An 18945-nucleotide genomic window follows, 5' to 3' on the forward strand; every position below is an offset into this window, starting at 1 on the left:
ATCTAAAAAAATATGAATTGGAATTCACATGAATTTATCTGGCTCGACTGGGTTGTTATCACAGTCGGAATTCTGGCTATAACATGGGCTGTGTGGCGTTCTGTGCAGAAAGACAAACGCCTGCAACAAGGTGCTAACAGCGAAGACTACCTTTTTGGTAAAGGCGAGCCATGGTATATAATTGGTGCTGCCATTTTTGCCGCAAACATTGGCTCGGAGCACCTCGTCGGACTGGCTGGTACCGGTGCGAAATCAGGTGTAGGTATGGCACACTGGGAAATGCAAGGTTGGATGATACTTATTTTGGGATGGCTTTTCGTGCCGTTCTACCAACTTATGAATAATAAGATGGGTAAAATCATCACCATGCCCGATTTCCTTAAATATCGTTATACACCCAAGACAGGTTCGTGGTTATCTATCATCACACTTATAGCATATGTATTGACCAAAGTGAGTGTAACGGCCTTTACAGGTGGTATCTTTATGGAAAGCCTTCTTGGATTGCCTTTCTGGTATGGCGCTATTGGCTTGATAGTTTTGACCGGTATCTTTACCGTTATGGGCGGTATGAAGGGTGTAATGACACTATCGGCAATACAGACACCTATACTTATTCTTGGTTCATTCCTTGTGCTTTTCTTGGGATTATCTGCGTTGGGCGGTGGAAGTATAGCCGATGGCTGGAATGCAATGATTGACTATTCCAAAACGCTAAACGTAGGAGCAGACGGCGTTGCATACGGTACAAATCATATGTTCCACTTTAGTACAGGCGATCCGCTATATGACGACTATCCGGGTTTTTGGGTATTTATCGGAGCGGCGATCATCGGTTTCTGGTACTGGTGTACCGACCAACATATCGTTCAGCGTGTACTTGGACAGCGCAAAGGTGAATCGAACGAAGTAGTCATGAAACGTGCCCGTAGAGGTACTATTGCTGCCGGTTATTTCAAATTATTGCCTGTATTTATGTTCTTGATTCCGGGAATGGTGGCTGCTGCATTGGCCGCACGTCCTGAAAGCGGTTTCACATTAGACAATCCTGATACGGCATTCGGTTCTATGGTGAAATTTGTTTTGCCTGCCGGTGTTAAAGGGATTGTAACTATCGGTTTCATTTCGGCATTGGTCGCTTCATTAGCTGCATTCTTCAACTCTTGTGCTACGCTATTTACCGAGGATTTCTACAAACCGATGTTCAAAAATAAGAGCGAAGGTACATATGTGATGGTAGGCCGCGTTGCAACAATGGTCGTTGTGGTGCTTGGTATTGTCTGGATACCGATTATGATGAGCCTTGGTAGCCTTTACGATTATTTGCAGGGCATCCAATCGTTACTTGCACCTGCGATGGTGGCTGTATTTGCCCTTGGTATATTCTCCAAGAGGATTACGCCAAAAGCCGGTGAAGTGGGTATGATAGCCGGTTTCCTTATCGGTATGTTGCGCCTATTGACCAATATTTTCACTGATACAGGTAAAGCCGTGATGACAGGCGGATTTTGGGAGTATACTTCTTGGTTTTGGCAAACTAACTGGCTTATCTTCGAGATATGGTTACTTGTCTTCATCATATTGTTGATGGTTGTAGTATCATTGTTCACGAAGAAACCAACGGCACAGCAGATTGAAGCTATCACTTTCACAGATGATTATAAGAAACAAATCGGAAAAAGCTGGAGCAAATGGGATGTTATCGCCTCTTTGGGTGTTGTTGCATTCTGCGCTTTATTCTACTGGTATTTCTGGTAACTGAAAAGACTGTTGAAAGGGTAACAGCTTTCATCTATTATAACAATGAATATATTTAAAACCTGCAATTGGTCGTTGCAGGTTTTTCTATTCTGATTCTCGAAATTTTGAAAGCTGATCACAACTTGGCATCGTCTGAACTGTAAATACTTCTGTTGTATATCCTCTGCTAAGTTATGGATATAAAAAAAGACTTACGATTTCTCGTAAGTCTTTGATTTTCAAGTGGGCGTTGACGGATTCGAACCGCCGACCCTCTGCTTGTAAGGCAGGTTGTTTTGTACTGATAATTAGCGTGTTACAAAATTCTGGTAAACTATTAGTATAACAGATTCTAAATTGCTCTCGATTTAGAAATTTGTTCTTCTCTCTATAACTCTATATAGTTTTTTTATTTCAGCTAAATTTAGGCTGAAATCTGCATATTCTTTTGACGGGTTTAAAGCCCGAAATACAATCTTATTATCTTTCCTGACGAATTTTTCTACCTTCCTGAACAGAATATCCCCCTCCAGAATTACAACCCAAATTTCGCCATTTATTTCATCCATTTGTAGATTATCTTTATCCAACTCTTTAGCTATGGCAATATCTCCCTTTGTAAGACTTCGCCTACTGCCATTATCCATTGCCTCCCCTTTTACTTCAAAAGCAACATACAATCCTGTATTGATATTATCCACTACATAACCGAGTTGCAAATCCCCTAATTCAAATGTATTAGCATATTGTTGGTAAGATGAAATAGGAATATAAGGAATACTGATTTGGTACTCTCCATTTGACAGTGTTTTGTATTCCAAACCGAAATCATCAACAAGAACACCATATAGTTCCTCTTTGGTTTTTACATCTAAGAATCGGGTTATTTTTGGCATAGCTTCGATAGGAATACGCCCCTTCTCATACCTGATAATAGTTGTACGTCCAGCGTTCAACCACTCAGCCAGTTCATCCTGTGTTATACCTAAGAATTTTCTGTGCTGTTTGATTCGTTTAAAATCAAACGTTTCGTAATCAATTGTTTCCTTAGACATTTCTTTCCGTAATCAAAAAAATACCGTAATCAAATAGTGAAATATTATTAAAAATGTTCCATTTGGCACATTTTTATTTGCATAATGTTCTAAATTGAACTTTCTTTGCTTCTGAAAAGTTCCAAATAGAACATTTTAATGCGAAGATACAGGATTTTGTTAATATCCCAACATCTTTAGTATAAAAAAATAACTAAAGATGAGAATAAAACTATAAAGTATAACTCATGCAAGGGCTATTTTCTATGATAAATGTTGCAAAATCAATGATAGCTAAATCGCTTGCAGAGCCAATACCACAAAACTTCGATAACTGCATATTTGGGTTTCGCTGCATAGTCGAGTTCTTAGGCAAAGATGATGAAGTAATACTCGAAACTGCCGAAATACTTAACTCAGAATGGGAGTTAATACCTGAAATCAGCGAACAGTTTATGCAATATGTAGCTCAAATGGTCGAGGATAGGAATATTGAGTATAAGCTAATAATTGAACAAGAAAAAGAAATACAGAATGACCAACAATATTGGTCTATGGTTCTTTGACGTATTGGAAAAACAAACCCCTGTTACGACAGTTTCCACATTGGGTTGTGGAGTGGTTTTGTATAAAAACGACACTTTTACGCACTGCCTTATGGCTATTAACTTCGGGGTTGGCGGATAATAAAACCCTGTGCGATTAATATATAGTATCATTTTGATACTTAGGGAATATACAAAAGGAGTACAGTCAGTTCGAGCCTGACTATTCCCACTTTCCGAAAACTTTTTTCTCGCTTAAATTGCTGAATTTCAAAAAGTATTCCATTAATACATCGGAAATGTTAAATTTTTTCCGAAAACTTTTAGAATCCAAGTTACAGCAAGGAATAAGCATACGATACCTTTGAATTAGAATAACAATTTAATTAATTTAATATTTTGTAAACTATGGAAAAATCAATAGGCTTAGGTACTGGAACAGGCATTTGGCTATTGGGTATGTACATTGAAGAAGTGTATATGACACCCGAATTAGCTCAGGAATTGCTTGGTAAATATAACACCCACAATCGGGACATGAATAACATTCATGTAAACTATTTAGCAACACAAATGACGAGTGGTTTATGGGTTGAAAAAAGCGGGTTGGCTATTAAGTTCGATGAAAATATGAGGATGGTTGATGGTCAGCAACGCTTACAAGGCATAATTGTCTCAGGAGTACCACAAAACTTATTAGCAATTAGCAATGTAGACGAAAAAGCCTTTGAGATTCTTGATACACAAAGGACAAGGACTGCCGCCGATTCATTTAAAATAAAAGGCTATCCTTACCATGTACAATTAGCAGCAATAACCAAAAGATATATGGTATTATTAAGAGATAGTTTGGATTTTCATAAATCTTCAAAGAAATATAAGATAACACCAAGCCTTCAATTGGTAGAATATGAAAGCAATAAAGAACATTGGGATGATATATTGCTGAAAGGATTAAAATTGAACTCAGCATTTAATACCCTTACTACAACCGACTATTGCGGATTCATGTCTTTCTTAATAAGAAATAGAGGGCAATCGGTTGAAAAAGTATTGGCTTTTTTCAATCAGTTTGCAACACTCGAACACTGCGAGTACCAAGCAATTGACGAAGCACGCCGTAGACTTGTTAATATCCGAAACTCAAATCGTAATAGAAGAAATAAAAAAACAGGGATAACAGATGAAATAAAAACAAGTCACATATCAACCGCATGGAACGCTTACAATTCTAATATAAAAGACTTAGAAGGAGTAAGATTTGATACTCTAAACTTCTTCATGTAAAATACCAATACTTAACATTATATAACTGACACCTTCGGGCGTACTAATTCATTTTAGTACGCCTTTTTTTGTCCTAATTCCAGCCAGCTTTAGGGCGTGAATTTCATAATAAACTCATTAATAAAGCTATGTCGTTATCTACAAATATCAAACAAGCCATAAAAGAAGCTATACTCGAAATTATAGCCGAAGTCATGTCTGAATATATTAAGGGACAGCCTCAAAGAAAGGGTAAAAATATTGATCCTGACTTGATTAGCACCAGACAGGCATACAAACTTAGAGGAAGAAGCAGAGTCACACACCTAATCAATTTAGGATTGCTAAAGCAAATCAACACAGGGACAAATGCGACATCCGTAAAGTATATCTCCAAAAAGAAATTAATCAGTTTAGATAAAGTAAACATTTAACCCCAATCAGCCAATGACAAATAACGACTTCAAAAAATACCTCAAAAGGGCAATACAACTCTGCGAGGATTATGACACCACTACCCTTGACTCCGAAACAGTGCAAATGATTTGGTTTACTCCGCAACAGTTGAGACAGTTTGCCGAATATATCGAAAAAGAGACTATCAAACTAAATACCGATAATAAAAAACAATAATTGAGAACTATGAGCAATGAAGGAAAAACGCATTGGAAGCGGTTGGTCAATTTGGATTACATCGGAGCATATTCGCTCGATGGTCAAGACCTCACAGTTGAAATAACTAAAGTAGAAGTACGGCGAGTAAAAGGGGAAGGAGGTAAAGAAGAAGATTGCACCGTTGCCGAGTTGAGAGGACAAAAACCTTTCATAATAAACAGGACAAATGCCAAAACCATTACCAAAATCTACGGAAGCCCATACATTGAAGATTGGGTAGGTAAAAAGATAACACTTTACCCTACAACGACAAAAGTTGCAGGAGAAGTCGTTGAATGTCTGCGAGTGCGTCCCGTCATGCCAAAAGAAACAACCTTTGATGCAGAAATAGAAGCCGACAAAAAACAATTGGAAGCCTGTCAAACACTTGCAGAACTACAAGAAGTGTATATGAGTCTCAAGCACCGTAAAGACACGAAAATAGTAACTGTAAAAGACAGGCTAAAAGAAGTATTGAAATGAAGATATACAAAGAGCTTTTGCAACAATCCGAAGAATGGTTCTTGCTCAAATATGGGAAGATTGGAGGTTCTACCCTCAAAAAACTCATGGTAGACAAAGATGTTCGGGATTGTGCCATATATGACGAACTCTTATCCACACGATTCGAACCTTTCGAACTCGAAGAAATGTTTACGTCCAACGATATGGAGCGAGGCAATATTTATGAGCCACTTGCCCGTATGGAATACGAGAGAGTATATGAGAAAAAGGTTACACAGTACGGATGGATAGAAATGGATAACGGCATAGCAGGACTAAGCCCTGATGGTATAATCGGCAAAAGGATGGCAGAAGCTATCGAAATTAAATGCCCCAACCGTGTCACACATACAGCCTATCTCCGCAACCCTATGTTGATGATACAAGAATATATCTGGCAGATAGTCATGTATTTTACCGTTTTGAAAAACCTCAAAACACTACACTTCATTTCCTACCGTCCCGAAAATACAGCCAATCCGCTACTCGTCTATGATGTTACGCCCGACACCGTTGTTCAACTAAGCAAGAAGGATATAAGTAACATTTCGAGTTTGGTAATGAGAACTAAAGACAGGCTCTCCCTGCTAAGAGTAGCACTCGAACAAGATACAGCACGTTTCACACCCAAATTTTAAAACCAACAATTATGAATGACAATAAATTCCTGTATGGCTCTATCTGCCTGACAGACATACCAAAAGAACTGATAAGAAAAAGCGAAAAAAATGGCAAACAATATCTCAATATTGGCATATCGCAGCTAAAAGAAAAAGGTAAATATGGCGACACACATGCCGTCATTGTCAATGTCCCTAAAGAGCAACGTCAACCCAATGACAGGACTATTTATATTGGTAATCTCAAAACTTGGGATGGTACAAGTTCCTCTCAGCAAGGAACAACACAAGAAGAAGATGATTTGCCATTCTAACGTATAAACACTTTTGTAATTCTAAATCAAGTAAACTATTTGAGGGGCTGCTGTTGTGAAACATCAGCCCTTTTTCATTAAAAAGAGAAATAATATGAATAATAAAGAAAAAGAAATATTCGAGGCGGGTAAATATAAATGCCCGATTCCTATACCCAATATAAAAAAAGGCGATGTACTATTCTGCAAGTCGCCAACTTCCATTTGGCTCTGTATTGTTTCCCATATCGAAGGAGACAAAGTGTATTACCACGCCAATTACAACATAACGGCTAAACTTTTGAATCTCGATGATTGGTTTCTGGTTGACTACATCAACCGCAAAGCCACTTCCGAAGAAAAAATATTCATGCTTAAAGAATTGGAGAAAAACAAACTCTGTTGGATTGAATCACAGAAGATTATTTTCCAGACCGATAAACTCTTAATTGTCCCTGATACTATCAACATCTTCCAATTGGGATATAATGATAAGCAGTTAGGAATTGGAACACAAAACGACTCGGTGATACTTCTAAGCTCAGAAAAGACCTACGGACTATATCATTTTCAATCAGAAATCTTTGAAAAAGTCGATTGCGTACTTATTCCCTGCAACTATAAAGACCTACAACCAAAAGATATAGCATTTAGAACAAAGAATAACCCCAACACCATAACACCCGATATTCAGAACCCTATGGACTATGTGAAGATTATGGAACAAGGCTATGTATATATCTGTGGAGAATCATTACTAAAAGCTTACGATACAGAATTTTTCTGGTTTAAAGTCGTGAAAGGTTAATGGCAAAAAAGGGGATTGAAACCAAGAACGGAATCCCTGTCAGGTGCGAATACTGCTTACATAATCAGGGCGAAAACCAACGCTTTAAATACATGTGGCATTGCTCGCACCTTTCTTTTTGCGTTGTATTTGGCTTGCGGTATTGCGAAGCGAAAAAGAATGGCAAAGGGGATTTCGAAATAGATAACGAAAAATACAAAAAATGGGAATATATCAACTCGGAAAAATAAAAGCAATAAGAGGTGACTGCATGGACTATATGTTGGCATTGCCAGACAATACTTATGATTTAGCAATAGTTGACCCGCCCTATGGAATAGGCGAAGGAGGTAAGGATAAAAATAGGAGGAGAAAAGGAGAGGTTAGCAGAGTCGGATATAAAGATAGTTCCGAGTGGGATAAGTCTATACCCGACAAATCTTACTTTGATGAGTTATTCAGAGTTTCCAGAAATCAAATAATATTCGGGGCTAATTATATGGTTGAATATTTAAAACCCTCAATGGGATGGATTGTTTGGGACAAAGGAAACCATGCCGATTTCAGTGATTGCGAGTTACTATATACATCTTTTAATCGGGCATTAAGAAAAATCTATGTGTATTATATGTCCGACTATAATGGAAAATGGCACTTAAAGATACACCCGACTCAAAAGCCGATAGAATTATATAAGTGGATTTTGGGAAATTATGCGACTAAAGGCGATTCGATTCTTGATACTCATGGAGGTTCTTTTTCTCATGCAATAGCTTGTCACGATTTGGATTTTGACTTGACAATCATAGAAAAGGACAAAACATATTTCAATGACGCAATTAACAGATTGAAAACGCATCAGCAACAACTAAAAATGAATTTTTAATGAATAGTGAAAAACAATTTGTTACTGTCCTAATTTGTAAGAGTCCGAAAACACAGATTCTCTTAGACAAGCGGCTTCCCGAAGAAGAAAAGCAAAAGCGTATCTCCCGATACCTCGATAAAGAAGGGAAGTTAAAGATTGATACAGTAAAAAATCACAACGTATATGGCATCAAATGAAAATAAAGAATTAGTATTACTTGATTTGTTTTCCGGCACAGGTGGATTCCATAAAGGACTTGCCGATGCAGGCTTCCAATTCAAGAAAACATATTATTCAGAAATAGATAAACACGCAATCGCAAACTATAAATACAATTATCCAAATGCAGAATACATCGGAGCAGTTGAAAATATCATTCAGTCGGGAATCAGACGACCAGACATTATCACATTCGGTTCGCCTTGCCAAGATTTCTCGCTTGCTGGAAACAGAGAAGGACTTGCAGGGAATAAAAGCTCCCTTATCAAAGAAGCAATTATCGCAATATCTCACTTCCGACCAGACATATTTATCTGGGAAAATGTTAAAGGAGCTTTCAGCTCAAACTCTCGCCGAGACTTTTGGGCGATTATCAAAGCGTTTGCCGACATTGGGGGTTATGCAATCGAATGGCAACTTGTTAATACATCATGGCTATTACCCCAAAATCGTGAGCGAATATATCTTGTCGGACATCTTGCAACCTCTTTCCGAAATTGGCGAAACGTATTTCCTATCACACAAGATGAAGGAATATCTCACAAAAAGGACGGAACAGACAAGCGACAATCACAAACCGAAAATTGTACAACAATCAGATGTAACTACGGACAAAGAGCAGACGACACATTCGTCAGGACAAGCCGCATAAAATCTGAAAACTCCAAAATAAATAAGGTTGGTAGGATTAGAAAAGGACAAGATGGGATTGTCATTAACGATAAAGGTCTATCATCAACAATAGTTGTAGGACATGGAGTCGTACCCATAATATTAGTTGATACAGATAAAAAAGATAATATTGAAATCGGAGACTCAATAGACCTCAAATCCGTAAATCAGGATAAACGTGGCAATGTCAATAGAAAAGGTATCACACCCACTTTAGATACACGTTGCTATCAAGGAGTAGTAGTACAACTCAATCCTTCCACCGAAAGCAATAATAAACAGCCATACCAACAAAATCGAATTTATGGTACTGATGGCATTAGCCCTGCGATACCCACAGACTCTCGTAGCCCCCTTATAGCATCGCATAACACTTTCGTTGGCGACCCTGTACACTTCCACAAGGAACAACGGATATATACAGAAGTGACACCGACCATTCAGGCAAGTTATGGTACAGGAGGAGATAACATTCCTTACGTAAACAATATTCGCCGACTAACCGAAATAGAGTGCGAAAGACTACAAGGCTTTCCTGACAACTGGACTCGATACGGAGACTATAATGGAGAAATCAAGTTATTGCCAAAAACTCAGCGATATAAACTATTAGGCAATGCTGTCACCGCAAAAATGGTTGAAATGATAGGCAAAAGGTTACTGACAAACTATAAGAAAGCTGATGCCATCAGGCTCTTTTATAGCAACCCTGATACCGAAGATAATCGACAAGCAGCATAAAATATTACTTATGGATGAAACAATACTGATTAATTATATGCGGAAGATTCGTAAGAAATTTCGATTCACCGCAGTAGAACAAGCCTTGTTTTACGAACTATTGGCAATACATAAGTCGGACAATTCAGAAATAATCTATTGCTCCAATACAGAACTGACAGACCGATTGAATATTGCAGAAAGTAGTCTTTATACAGCAAGGAAGAATCTAATAAAAGCAGGAATAATTGTCTATCAAGTTGGCAGAAGTACAAGAAGCGTAGGTCAATACTCTTTCAAGAAAGATACTATCTCCGACACTACCCCCGATACCCTTTTCTTCGCTTCCAGTAAAGGATTGAACGAAACTCCGTCACCAAAAAAGGCACGGGGAAAGACCTTCATTCCTCCTACTTTCGAGGAAGTCCAAGCCTACTGCTTAGAGCGAAAAAACACTATCGACCCTCAGAAATTTATTGACTTTTATTCCGCTAAAGGTTGGATGATTGGCAAAAACAAAATGAAGGACTGGAAAGCCGCAATAAGGACATGGGAACAAAGCAGGAAAAATAATGAAAATAGGTCAGATTTTTCGAAACCAAAAGACTATGGCAAAGGATTCTGAAAAAGTCCTGTCACCCGAATATATATCACGACTACGCATACTTCTATCCAACATAATCAAAGAGCAAATTCCCAACTTCATATATGACGACCTCAACACGGACGTAATTGCCAACCTGTTCCTGTACTACACAGGACAGGTTAGCGATTACAACCTCCGTAAAGGAATTTGGCTTATGGGAGGAAATGGAGCCGGCAAAACAAGCCTGTTACAAATCTTTTCGGAGTTCGGAAAAAGAAGATATGATGGATTTAAAATATTTGATTGCAGCAAAGTAGCCAACGATTACGCAATCAATGGCGACCTCGATGTCTACACATACAATCAAAATGGATATAGTCGCCGAGCCGTAGATATGGCATTTGATGAATTAGGGCGGGAAACCATACCAGCCAATCATTTCGGGCAGAAGCTCAATGTCATGCAGCACATACTACATATCCGCTACAACCTGTGGAGAACCGAAGGAGTGCAAACCTATATCACAACCAACTGCGATGCAGATGAAATACATGCCCTGTATGATAGCCCTAACGACAGATTTATTTCAGACCGCATACGGGAAATGTACAACATTATCCATTTGGGAGGCGAATCACGAAGAAAGTAGTAATAAAATTAATCTAAGTAAAATTATGATAAAAGGCTTTGATAAAGAAACCCAACCATTATCAGCATACGAAAAGGATATTTTGTTGCCGATACTCATTAAAGGTCTAAGAGCGAGAATAGGGAAAGAATACGCAGTAACAAATAAGCAGATAGTAAAATCCCTGAGTCCCGGACATAAAATATCCGATACACGGGTTCGCAAAATCATTAACTACATACGGATTAACGACCTCGTTCCTGCGCTTATCGCTACATCGGCAGGATATTATATCGCCCAGACAGAGGCAGAACTACTCGATTACGAAAGAAGCCTCGAAGGGCGTGAAGATGCTATTCGCACGGTTCGGCTTAGTATCGAGAGGCAAAGAAAAGCAATATATAACTAAGAATAATAAAACTTCCCAAACCATTCACTTTTACAAAACCACTCCTTAAATAATGAAACTCTTACAAAAAGAACGTAAGGCTATCGAATTTATCCGAAAAGCCTCAGACCTTGCATTGTCAATGAGTGACGAAGGCTTTCATGTGGCTTTCTCTGGTGGGAAAGATTCACAAACGCTTTATCACCTAATGCAGCTTTCGGGATGCAAATTTACGGCTCACATGCAAGTGACCACAATCGACCCGCCTCAGTTAATGCGCTTTGTTCGGCATCAGTATCCAGAGGTTCAGTTACACCTTCCTAAGAAAACTATGCGAGAACTTATAATCGAGAAACGTATGTTGCCAAGTCGCAGGGCAAGGTATTGTTGTAAGGAATTAAAGGAACATGCAGGAAGTGGCACATGCACCTGTGTCGGAATACGTGCAGCCGAAAGTGTCAACAGAGCGAAGCGTCAACCAATCGAAAAGGAATTGAAAAGAAAGCCAGCATATAAACCTGTCTACGAAATTGACGGGACAAGTCTGGTGGAAAAAGTAGGCGGGTTCGACTTATTCGATATGAAAACCGAAACAGTTGTTACATGCGTCAAAGGTACTGACAAGATAATCTTATCTCCGATATTTTCTTGGACTGACAACGATGTCTGGACTTTCATTCGAGGTAACAATATTCCGTATTGCAATCTTTATGATGAAGGACACCAACGTTTAGGCTGTCTTTTTTGCCCGATGGCATCCAAAAGGGAAAAGACTTTAATGCTTAAACAGTTCCCACGCTTTGCCGAGAGATTCTACCTCCCTGTAATCAGGCAAATCATGGCAATGGGAAGCTATGCTTCGTTTGATTCTGCCGAGAGTGTATTCGATTGGTGGATAGGTAGAGACAATATAAAAACATGGCATGCAAAAAAAACATACGCCCAATTACAATTTTAAATTATGAAAATAGGACTTATTGACGTAGATGGTCGCAATTTTCCAAACCTCGCTTTGATGAAAATTGCAGCCTACCACCGACAGGAAGGTGACACCGTTGAATGGTGCAACCATTTCGAGCAGTACGACAAAGTATATAAATCCAAAGTATTTACTTTCACCCCTGACGATACCACCCATATCCAAGCAACTGAGATTATAAAAGGCGGTACAGGCTACAACTCCTTTGAAGAACTCTTTTGCGATTCCATACAGCCCGACTATTCGATATACCCCATGTATAAAGAAGCATACGGATTCCTTACAAGGGGCTGCATCCGCAACTGTTCGTGGTGTATTGTCCCCAAGAAAGAAGGAACTGTCAAACCATATCGAGATATTGAAGAAGTTATGCAAGGACGAAAGTCGGCAATACTGATGGATAACAATATTCTTGCCTCCGATTATGGTCTGGAGCAAATTGAGAAGATAATCAAACTTCGTTATCGGGTAGACTTCAATCAAGGCTTGGATAGCCGTTTGGTGACGGACGAGATTGCCAAAATGCTATCGCAAGTACGATGGATAGAATACATACGCTTTGCCTGTGATACAATGGCAGCCGTAGCACCTTTGAAGGAAGCCCTAAACAAACTCAGAAAACACGGATTCAATAGGCGAGTCTTTGCCTATCTGCTTGTCAAGGACGTAGAAGATGCCTACAAACGTAGCCAAATTCTCAAAGAACTTGGAATCGTGCCATTCGCTCAACCGTACAGGGACTTTTCCAATAACAAAGAACCATTGCCGGAACAAAAACGCTTTGCTCGCTATGTCAACCGCAAAGCGATATTTTATTCAACCGATTGGGAAAATTATAAAAGATAACAGATATGAAAATAGCTACTATATTAAAATCGAACCTTGCTATTACCCATAAGCAAGGCGAAAAGATTCGGGACAGGATTATCAAGAAACTCTATCATGGTAAGCGGGTAACTGTCGATTGTGGCGGACTGATTGCTATGACCACACAATTCCTGAAACCCATTTGCGAAATTGTACTGCTATATTCCCAAGACTTTCTGAACGAAAATGTCCGATTTACAAATATCAGGAAGATTAATGCCCTTCTACTCGAACATTGTATTGATAACATTTTAAAAACTAAAGAAGATGATAAATAAAGAATTAGAAGATTTTTGCTGCAAGCTGCATATCCAGCCATCCGAGCTTTCAGGAACATCACAAAAACAGCCCCTACCATTGTATCGGGCTGTTTTTTCTTATCTAATGTACCCTACTTATACACAGACGCAAATAGGTCGGTTGTTCAACCGCAAGCCTTCTGCAATAAACACCTCCATGAGTCGGCTGAAAGACGCTCTTTCGGTTGGCGATAAAAGCGTCATTCGGATTTTTGATATACTCAATATTAATCCCAATTTCATTTCCACGAGTAAACCTGAATTTAACTCTTTCAGCAAACAAGTTTACGAGGCCAACAAACTAAAAGGATTTCACGATACTATACACCCCGACAAGCATCACCTTTGCCTTATTGTCAGTGAACTCATGGAAGCCATCGAAGCCGATAGGAAAGGTCGTAGAGCCAACTTGCTTAAATACGAATTTTGTATGGATAAAGTGGCAAAAGAGGATAAAGATGCTACGTTCCCCAAATATTTCAGGGAGTATATTAAAGATACAGTCGAGGATGAATTAGCTGACGCAGTAATACGCTTGTTCGACTTTGCAGGAGCAAGGAGTTACGACCTTAGCAATATTCCGTTTTCCTCCAACCAAAAAAGGAATAGCCTTTTTACTGAAAGCATTTGGGATATAATCATAGAATTAGTTGCATGTGAAGAAGAAGAAGCGGTATTTTGTGCTATCCGAAAAATAGAAGAACTATGTAAAATTCTAAACATAAATCTCTGGAAACATGTAGAATTAAAACTGAAATATAATAAATATCGTCCGTACAGGCATGATAAGCTATATTAATCCGAACATTCGCTTTTCTCTTTTTCCTCTCTGAGTTTTTCCACGCATTTTTGTAATTCCTCTTTGTTTTTACGCAAAACTGTTATCTCCGAAGTTTGATTCTGGCTATACATCTGTATATTACCCAAAGCAAGGGATAAATATTTGATAATCTCTGTAAGTTCATTTGCTGATATTTCGGCTACTTCTTCTTCTCCTTTGAGCTTTACCCGCATATTAGTATTGTGAAACAACAGGTTTTTATGGTAGCCATGTCCAGTGATAAGCCATTCAAGGCTTATTTCTGGATAAACTTTCGAGATAAGATTCAAATTATCACTATTTATACAGCTTTTTTTTTGCAATAAAAAACTCTTGGATAAATTCGTCTTTTCATAGAAACCCTTATGACTTTCCCCTATTAATTTCAAAAATAAGATTAACCTTTCCCTAATTGACAACTCTTTTAACTTGTCTTGATTTTCCATGTTAGATAAATTTTATAATCAAAGTTTTAATTAAATTCTTAATCGACTTTTGTGTGACTGTAATTCCGTATGCCAATTTATACAAAAATAAGTTTTATTCTATTATATACTGAATATCAATATTTAAAATTTGATTTTCAACCCCTAAATAATCAAATTTAATAATGTTGTGGTTAAAAAACTTTTCGGAAATACGATTTATATTGCTGCAAAATTAACATTCTGAATAAAAGTTTTGATACTTTTACTGAATACTAAGGGCTAAAATTATGAATATTAGGATTATAATTATAATCATTCGACTTAGCTTATTTTCAATTAGTGAGGCAAATCTACGAAAATCTATATATTAAAATCAAAACGACAGAATGAAAAGGACAATCATATACAAAAGAATTATTACCTAAATATTTTATACAATTTAATATAGCTTATAGATATGGAAAAAACAACCAAAAAAAATCAAGATGAAATTATTGTCATTAATCATATCAGATACAAATATAATGACAAGGACAATATCATAGTTGGCAGAATGGATAATGGAGAGTACCTACTTCATGTTGGTAATGATGATTACCCCCATTTATACCGCACAATGTTTCTATCGGAGGAAATTCTTGTCGGCATTATGGCTTCTATCATTGCCTATTTTCGGCAAAACCACATTGATATAACGAAAATAATAATTGAGCATTTAAAAGGAAATTCAATGAAATTTATGTACACACCAAAGAAAAATTAATAATGGTGTATTAAAGTGGAGGTATTATTAAAAATGTGTTATAGGCTGGATTAATTATCATGGCAAAGAATTATAGAAAAAATAAAATTTTTATTCCCAATACTGTAAAATTCCCAAAGTTAGCAAATCAAAAGAGGGCAAAGAGAGTAAATAGGGTAGTTGAAAAGAAGCAGCCCTTAGATGATGTTATATTGGAGAACAGTGGCATTGATGCTAAAAGATTAGCAATGTTGATAAATATATGTCATGCTGTGGCTGATGTAAATGAGAGGCTTTCTATGGAAATCAGTGAAATTCTGAAAGTGGCAGACCCCACATTAGAGTTACAGTTCCAAAGGTCAATACGGCAAATCCGCAATCATGCAGCCGACATGGTACGTTTTGTGGACACCCACACGTCACCTGAGTTTTCGGAAGGCTTTGGCGAAGTAGCAGACGCACTAATGGAGGTTATAATGAATTTTTTTCGTGTACAAGAACAGTAGTAAATGAATAATCTATTAATTCGTTATTGTACCCACTTTAGAGTTAATATCTTGGATTTTAAGGGGGAATCACGGGACAATAATCTCCCTACTTACAGGCATATTTTCTACTATTGTGTGAAAAATAAATTTTCAAATGTCAAACTAAAACATATTGCTGACGTAGCGGATAAACAAATCTCAGGTGTAGGATATGGAGTTAAGAAGATTGCCAACTTGATAACACCGATTATCAAAACTGGCAGTTCCCAGAATCTAATTACGCCAGAGATGCAAATCATAAAAAATCATGTAGCTTCTTTTTTAAATATTTGCGAAGAATATAAAGAAACAGACCTGAAATTACCAGAAAGAGAGTAAGTCCACCAATCCATTTCAGGAATATATCAGATTCCTTTTGTGTATTGGTTTCGGATTTTGTCGAATTTGTGCTATTAATTTTACTTATAGACTTTGACTTGTCATTGGTTTTTTCCCAACCTTGTTGGTTAACCTTTGCTTGCTCTGTCATTTGAGCATTTTTATCTGTTTTCTTTTGGAAGAAAGTCTCTTTTTCTTTCTTCACTGGAGGTTTACCTGTTAAAGTATTAACAGGCTTGTCGGTGTCGTATTCAGTCTCTTTGTAGTTGACATTCATTTGTTCCGACAAAGCCTTGTTCACTATTTTTTCAATTTCGGCTCGGAGTTCCTGTTCTTGAGTCGCCTCTATATTACTATTCTGTTGGGTTGAACCTGTATATTTCTGTTCAGCCCTTTCTTTCTTTGTGCTTCGACACGAAGCGAAAAACCATAGCAATACAAGAAGTAAAGCAGTAATCAATACATTCCGAAGAAACCTTCTCATGGCATATTCCTTTCAATAGTCCTTATCACATTTTTCAGTATAGTAGCATAGTTGGGGTCGGTAGCATATCCCGCTTTCGCTATTTCTTCCGCAAATCTGTACGGATTGTGCCGCACCTCCAAAGCCTTAGCATAACGTTTATTTTTAAAGAAAAATTCCGCATGGTCGCTGAAACATTCCTCTGGCGAATCATAAGCTCTAAACCAATCCTTTACTTTATACTCCCACTTTCCGTCACTTCTTTTTTTCTTCGATATAATTTGTGGAAATACGCCGTTTTCATGGCTCAGTACCTCTCTGGTCGTAAGCAGTTGACGCTTATCGGCAGGGGTATCTTTTGTTGCTTTCACCCCGAAAAACATATTTCGAGGGGCTTTGTTCGCCCACTCACTTTCGAGAGCCGCCTGTGCCAGCGTAAACATGGCATCTATTCCCGTTTTCAGTTCTGTTTCCTTTGCAAATGGGAGATAGGTATTGACAAATACTTTTGGACTTAGTTTCATTCCTTTCGTCTTAACGCACAATCCGTCACAACACACTTAAACTGTTTCAGTAGGCTAATATCCTTCGAGTTCTGGGTTACTATCTTTTGCAGTTCCCCAACGGTAGCCCGCAGTTCCGAGTTGTCCCGTTTCATCATTTCCTTATCGTCACGAAGGTCTTTTATCGTCTCTTGGTACACTTCCTGTACGGCTTTCATCGCTTCCGCTTCGGCTTGTTTCTTGATAGAACGCCATTTCACTAAAGCAACAATACCGCCTCCCGCTATAAATGTCAGGACTGGTTCTAAGTATGTAGTGAGAAATTCTTGCATGGGTTATTATTTTGTTTTTGTAGGAGCAGGAGCTACTGGAGTAGCATCAGCCTCTATTTCCGTCATTAATTCATCAAAAACTGAAAGATGGTCTAACATAGAGTAATCATCGTTGAAATCCGTGTTAATCCTCCCGTTTTCCTTCCTTATATACCCTATTTGCAAGAACTGTTCGTCTGTTTCTTCCGAAATAGCACACTGCACAGAAGTCAGCATCCCGTTTGTGATGATGTAATGAATGGCATAGGTTATCTTTCCCTTTACCACCTGAGCATCCTTGTTTGTGACGATGTTCGTAATTTGTAACATAATGTCTTGTAGTTTGTGTTAGGTAAAAAAAGCCCGACTCGGATTTTACTCCAAATCGGGCTATGTGCCTCTATTTATACTGTAAATATAATGCTTTTTTCTATGCTTTACAAGTATCTATTTTTGCGTATTCTTCAACTGTTCTTTTAGTGCATCAATATCTTTTTTCTGGTAATCTACTGTCGCCTCTAATTTTCCGATTTTCAGGTTTGCTTGACTTAATTTGTCATAAGCCTCTTTTAAATCCTTAGAAGAATCAGGATTGATAATATTCAAACTATCCGCTTGGGGAGCGTTCATCATAGCATTATCAGACAATGTAGCACTATTGTTGTATGTAAAATTCTTCGCTGCTTCTTCCAAATCAAATTCCTTTAAAAACTCTACTGGAACTTCATAGTAATTAGCAAATTGTTGTAATATTTCATCGGAAATAGTCTCCGATATTTCAAGCTCGTAAATTCTACTTTGAGTCATATTATTGTCTTTGGCAACTTGTGATTGGGTTCTTCCCTTATAACTTCTCATTGCTCTCAACAATCTGCCCTGATGAGTTTTTTTATTTATTGGTTTTTCTACAATTTCACTCATATTTTTTCTTTTTTTCAAATATATACAATAAAAGTATAATATGCTTACTCCAAAATTACTATATATAATCTGAAATTAACATAATTTCGCAATCATAAATTGTTAAAATAATTAAACAGCTATAACTCAACCAATTAGTCATTTTTACCGAATAGTTAATTATCAAAATATTTCAATTACATTTGTCAGTATTAACAAAATGGCTTATACGGAGTCGAAACC

The 18945-nt window shown here is 37.7% G+C and carries 28 protein-coding genes; 21 read left to right on the plus strand and 7 right to left on the minus strand.

From position 1 onward, the window contains the following. Nucleotides 1-12 precede the first annotated feature (12 nt). Entirely contained in the window at nt 13-1758 is a 1746-nt protein-coding gene (locus tag D0T66_RS06480; RefSeq protein ID WP_163356439.1) for a sodium:solute symporter, read from the plus strand. A 350-nt stretch (nt 1759-2108) separates the two neighbouring features. Here D0T66_RS06480 and D0T66_RS06485 read toward each other — a convergent pair whose 3' ends face one another. Next, the gene (locus D0T66_RS06485) at nt 2109-2795 is read right to left on the minus strand and encodes a helix-turn-helix transcriptional regulator (RefSeq protein ID WP_163356440.1); all 687 of its coding nucleotides are present in this window, start codon (nt 2793-2795) and stop codon (nt 2109-2111) included. 227 nt (nt 2796-3022) lie between these two features. Here D0T66_RS06485 and D0T66_RS06490 point away from each other — a divergent pair, with 227 nt between their 5' ends. From D0T66_RS06490 to D0T66_RS06575, 18 genes are all read left to right on the plus strand, one after another. Further along, on the plus strand, nt 3023-3340 hold the full coding sequence (locus tag D0T66_RS06490; protein WP_163356441.1) for a hypothetical protein: 318 nt from the start codon (nt 3023-3025) through the stop codon (nt 3338-3340). Nucleotides 3341-3727: 387 nt separating this feature from the next. Next, the gene (locus D0T66_RS06495) at nt 3728-4606 is read left to right on the plus strand and encodes a hypothetical protein (protein ID WP_163356442.1); all 879 of its coding nucleotides are present in this window, start codon (nt 3728-3730) and stop codon (nt 4604-4606) included. Nucleotides 4607-4734: 128 nt separating this feature from the next. Then, on the plus strand, nt 4735-5019 hold the full coding sequence (locus D0T66_RS06500) for a hypothetical protein (protein WP_163356443.1): 285 nt from the start codon (nt 4735-4737) through the stop codon (nt 5017-5019). Nucleotides 5020-5032: 13 nt separating this feature from the next. Next, complete coding sequence (locus D0T66_RS06505) at nt 5033-5218, plus strand: hypothetical protein (RefSeq protein ID WP_163356444.1); 186 nt, start codon at nt 5033-5035, stop codon at nt 5216-5218. A gap of 9 nt (nt 5219-5227) precedes the next feature. Continuing rightward, nucleotides 5228-5722 carry a hypothetical protein gene (locus D0T66_RS06510; protein ID WP_163356445.1) on the plus strand — a complete coding sequence of 165 codons (495 nt, stop codon included), beginning with the start codon at nt 5228-5230 and terminating at the stop codon, nt 5720-5722. After that, nucleotides 5719-6381, plus strand: a complete 663-nt coding sequence (locus D0T66_RS06515) for a YqaJ viral recombinase family protein (RefSeq protein ID WP_163356446.1) — start codon at nt 5719-5721, stop codon at nt 6379-6381. The genes D0T66_RS06510 and D0T66_RS06515 overlap by 4 nt, the downstream gene beginning before the upstream one ends. Nucleotides 6382-6392: 11 nt before the next feature. Further along, on the plus strand, nt 6393-6677 hold the full coding sequence (locus D0T66_RS06520) for a hypothetical protein (RefSeq protein WP_163356447.1): 285 nt from the start codon (nt 6393-6395) through the stop codon (nt 6675-6677). 94 nt (nt 6678-6771) lie between these two features. Then, nucleotides 6772-7464 (plus strand): hypothetical protein, encoded by a 693-nt coding sequence (locus tag D0T66_RS06525; protein WP_163356448.1) that lies wholly within the window; start codon nt 6772-6774, stop codon nt 7462-7464. After that, nucleotides 7464-7694, plus strand: a complete 231-nt coding sequence (locus D0T66_RS06530; RefSeq protein ID WP_163356449.1) for a hypothetical protein — start codon at nt 7464-7466, stop codon at nt 7692-7694. Before D0T66_RS06525 ends, D0T66_RS06530 begins: the two co-directional genes overlap by 1 nt. Then, nucleotides 7667-8329, plus strand: a complete 663-nt coding sequence (locus D0T66_RS06535; RefSeq protein ID WP_163356450.1) for a DNA methyltransferase — start codon at nt 7667-7669, stop codon at nt 8327-8329. The genes D0T66_RS06530 and D0T66_RS06535 overlap by 28 nt, the downstream gene beginning before the upstream one ends. A 165-nt stretch (nt 8330-8494) precedes the next feature. Next, nucleotides 8495-9943: a DNA cytosine methyltransferase gene (locus D0T66_RS06540; RefSeq protein ID WP_163356451.1), complete on the plus strand. Its 1449-nt coding sequence runs from the start codon at nt 8495-8497 to the stop codon at nt 9941-9943. A gap of 10 nt (nt 9944-9953) precedes the next feature. Continuing rightward, on the plus strand, nt 9954-10547 hold the full coding sequence (locus tag D0T66_RS06545) for a hypothetical protein (RefSeq protein WP_163356281.1): 594 nt from the start codon (nt 9954-9956) through the stop codon (nt 10545-10547). Next, nucleotides 10531-11157: an ATP-binding protein gene (locus D0T66_RS06550; protein WP_163356452.1), complete on the plus strand. Its 627-nt coding sequence runs from the start codon at nt 10531-10533 to the stop codon at nt 11155-11157. Before D0T66_RS06545 ends, D0T66_RS06550 begins: the two co-directional genes overlap by 17 nt. A 25-nt stretch (nt 11158-11182) precedes the next feature. Further along, complete coding sequence (locus tag D0T66_RS06555) at nt 11183-11545, plus strand: hypothetical protein (RefSeq protein WP_163356453.1); 363 nt, start codon at nt 11183-11185, stop codon at nt 11543-11545. A 52-nt stretch (nt 11546-11597) separates the two neighbouring features. Next, a complete protein-coding gene (locus tag D0T66_RS06560) occupies nt 11598-12482 on the plus strand; it encodes a phosphoadenosine phosphosulfate reductase family protein (protein ID WP_163356454.1) in 885 nt (294 codons plus the stop codon). 3 nt (nt 12483-12485) lie between these two features. After that, the gene (locus D0T66_RS06565) at nt 12486-13349 is read left to right on the plus strand and encodes a radical SAM protein (protein ID WP_163356455.1); all 864 of its coding nucleotides are present in this window, start codon (nt 12486-12488) and stop codon (nt 13347-13349) included. 5 nt (nt 13350-13354) lie between these two features. Then, entirely contained in the window at nt 13355-13648 is a 294-nt protein-coding gene (locus D0T66_RS06570) for an STAS-like domain-containing protein (protein ID WP_163356456.1), read from the plus strand. Beyond that, on the plus strand, nt 13638-14468 hold the full coding sequence (locus D0T66_RS06575) for a hypothetical protein (protein ID WP_163356457.1): 831 nt from the start codon (nt 13638-13640) through the stop codon (nt 14466-14468). The genes D0T66_RS06570 and D0T66_RS06575 overlap by 11 nt, the downstream gene beginning before the upstream one ends. On the opposite strand, the gene D0T66_RS06580 is transcribed toward D0T66_RS06575, so the two are convergent. Then, a complete protein-coding gene (locus D0T66_RS06580; protein WP_163356458.1) occupies nt 14465-14935 on the minus strand; it encodes a hypothetical protein in 471 nt (156 codons plus the stop codon). The genes D0T66_RS06575 and D0T66_RS06580 overlap by 4 nt on opposite strands. Before the next feature lie 439 nt (nt 14936-15374). On the opposite strand from D0T66_RS06580, the gene D0T66_RS06585 reads away from it, so the two are divergent. Beyond that, nucleotides 15375-15680 carry a hypothetical protein gene (locus D0T66_RS06585; protein ID WP_163356459.1) on the plus strand — a complete coding sequence of 102 codons (306 nt, stop codon included), beginning with the start codon at nt 15375-15377 and terminating at the stop codon, nt 15678-15680. Nucleotides 15681-15739: 59 nt separating this feature from the next. Further along, entirely contained in the window at nt 15740-16165 is a 426-nt protein-coding gene (locus D0T66_RS06590) for a hypothetical protein (RefSeq protein ID WP_163356460.1), read from the plus strand. A 277-nt stretch (nt 16166-16442) separates the two neighbouring features. Here the strand turns inward: D0T66_RS06590 and D0T66_RS06595 are convergent, their stop codons facing one another. The 5 genes from D0T66_RS06595 to D0T66_RS06615 all read right to left on the minus strand — a co-directional run bounded on the left by D0T66_RS06595 (nt 16443) and on the right by D0T66_RS06615 (nt 18723). Beyond that, the gene (locus D0T66_RS06595) at nt 16443-17009 is read right to left on the minus strand and encodes a hypothetical protein (RefSeq protein ID WP_163356461.1); all 567 of its coding nucleotides are present in this window, start codon (nt 17007-17009) and stop codon (nt 16443-16445) included. Further along, nucleotides 17006-17512, minus strand: coding sequence for a glycoside hydrolase family 73 protein (locus tag D0T66_RS06600; RefSeq protein WP_163356462.1), 507 nt, complete (start codon nt 17510-17512; stop codon nt 17006-17008). The genes D0T66_RS06595 and D0T66_RS06600 overlap by 4 nt, the downstream gene beginning before the upstream one ends. After that, a complete protein-coding gene (locus D0T66_RS06605; RefSeq protein WP_163356463.1) occupies nt 17509-17823 on the minus strand; it encodes a hypothetical protein in 315 nt (104 codons plus the stop codon). The genes D0T66_RS06600 and D0T66_RS06605 overlap by 4 nt, the downstream gene beginning before the upstream one ends. Before the next feature lie 6 nt (nt 17824-17829). After that, the gene (locus D0T66_RS06610) at nt 17830-18132 is read right to left on the minus strand and encodes a hypothetical protein (RefSeq protein ID WP_163356464.1); all 303 of its coding nucleotides are present in this window, start codon (nt 18130-18132) and stop codon (nt 17830-17832) included. A gap of 117 nt (nt 18133-18249) precedes the next feature. Beyond that, a complete protein-coding gene (locus D0T66_RS06615) occupies nt 18250-18723 on the minus strand; it encodes a helix-turn-helix transcriptional regulator (RefSeq protein ID WP_163356465.1) in 474 nt (157 codons plus the stop codon). Nucleotides 18724-18945: the final 222 nt, after the last annotated feature.

Origin of the sequence: Dysgonomonas sp. 25 (assembly GCF_010501075.1) — a bacterium.
In the GTDB taxonomy this organism is placed as follows: domain Bacteria; phylum Bacteroidota; class Bacteroidia; order Bacteroidales; family Dysgonomonadaceae; genus Dysgonomonas.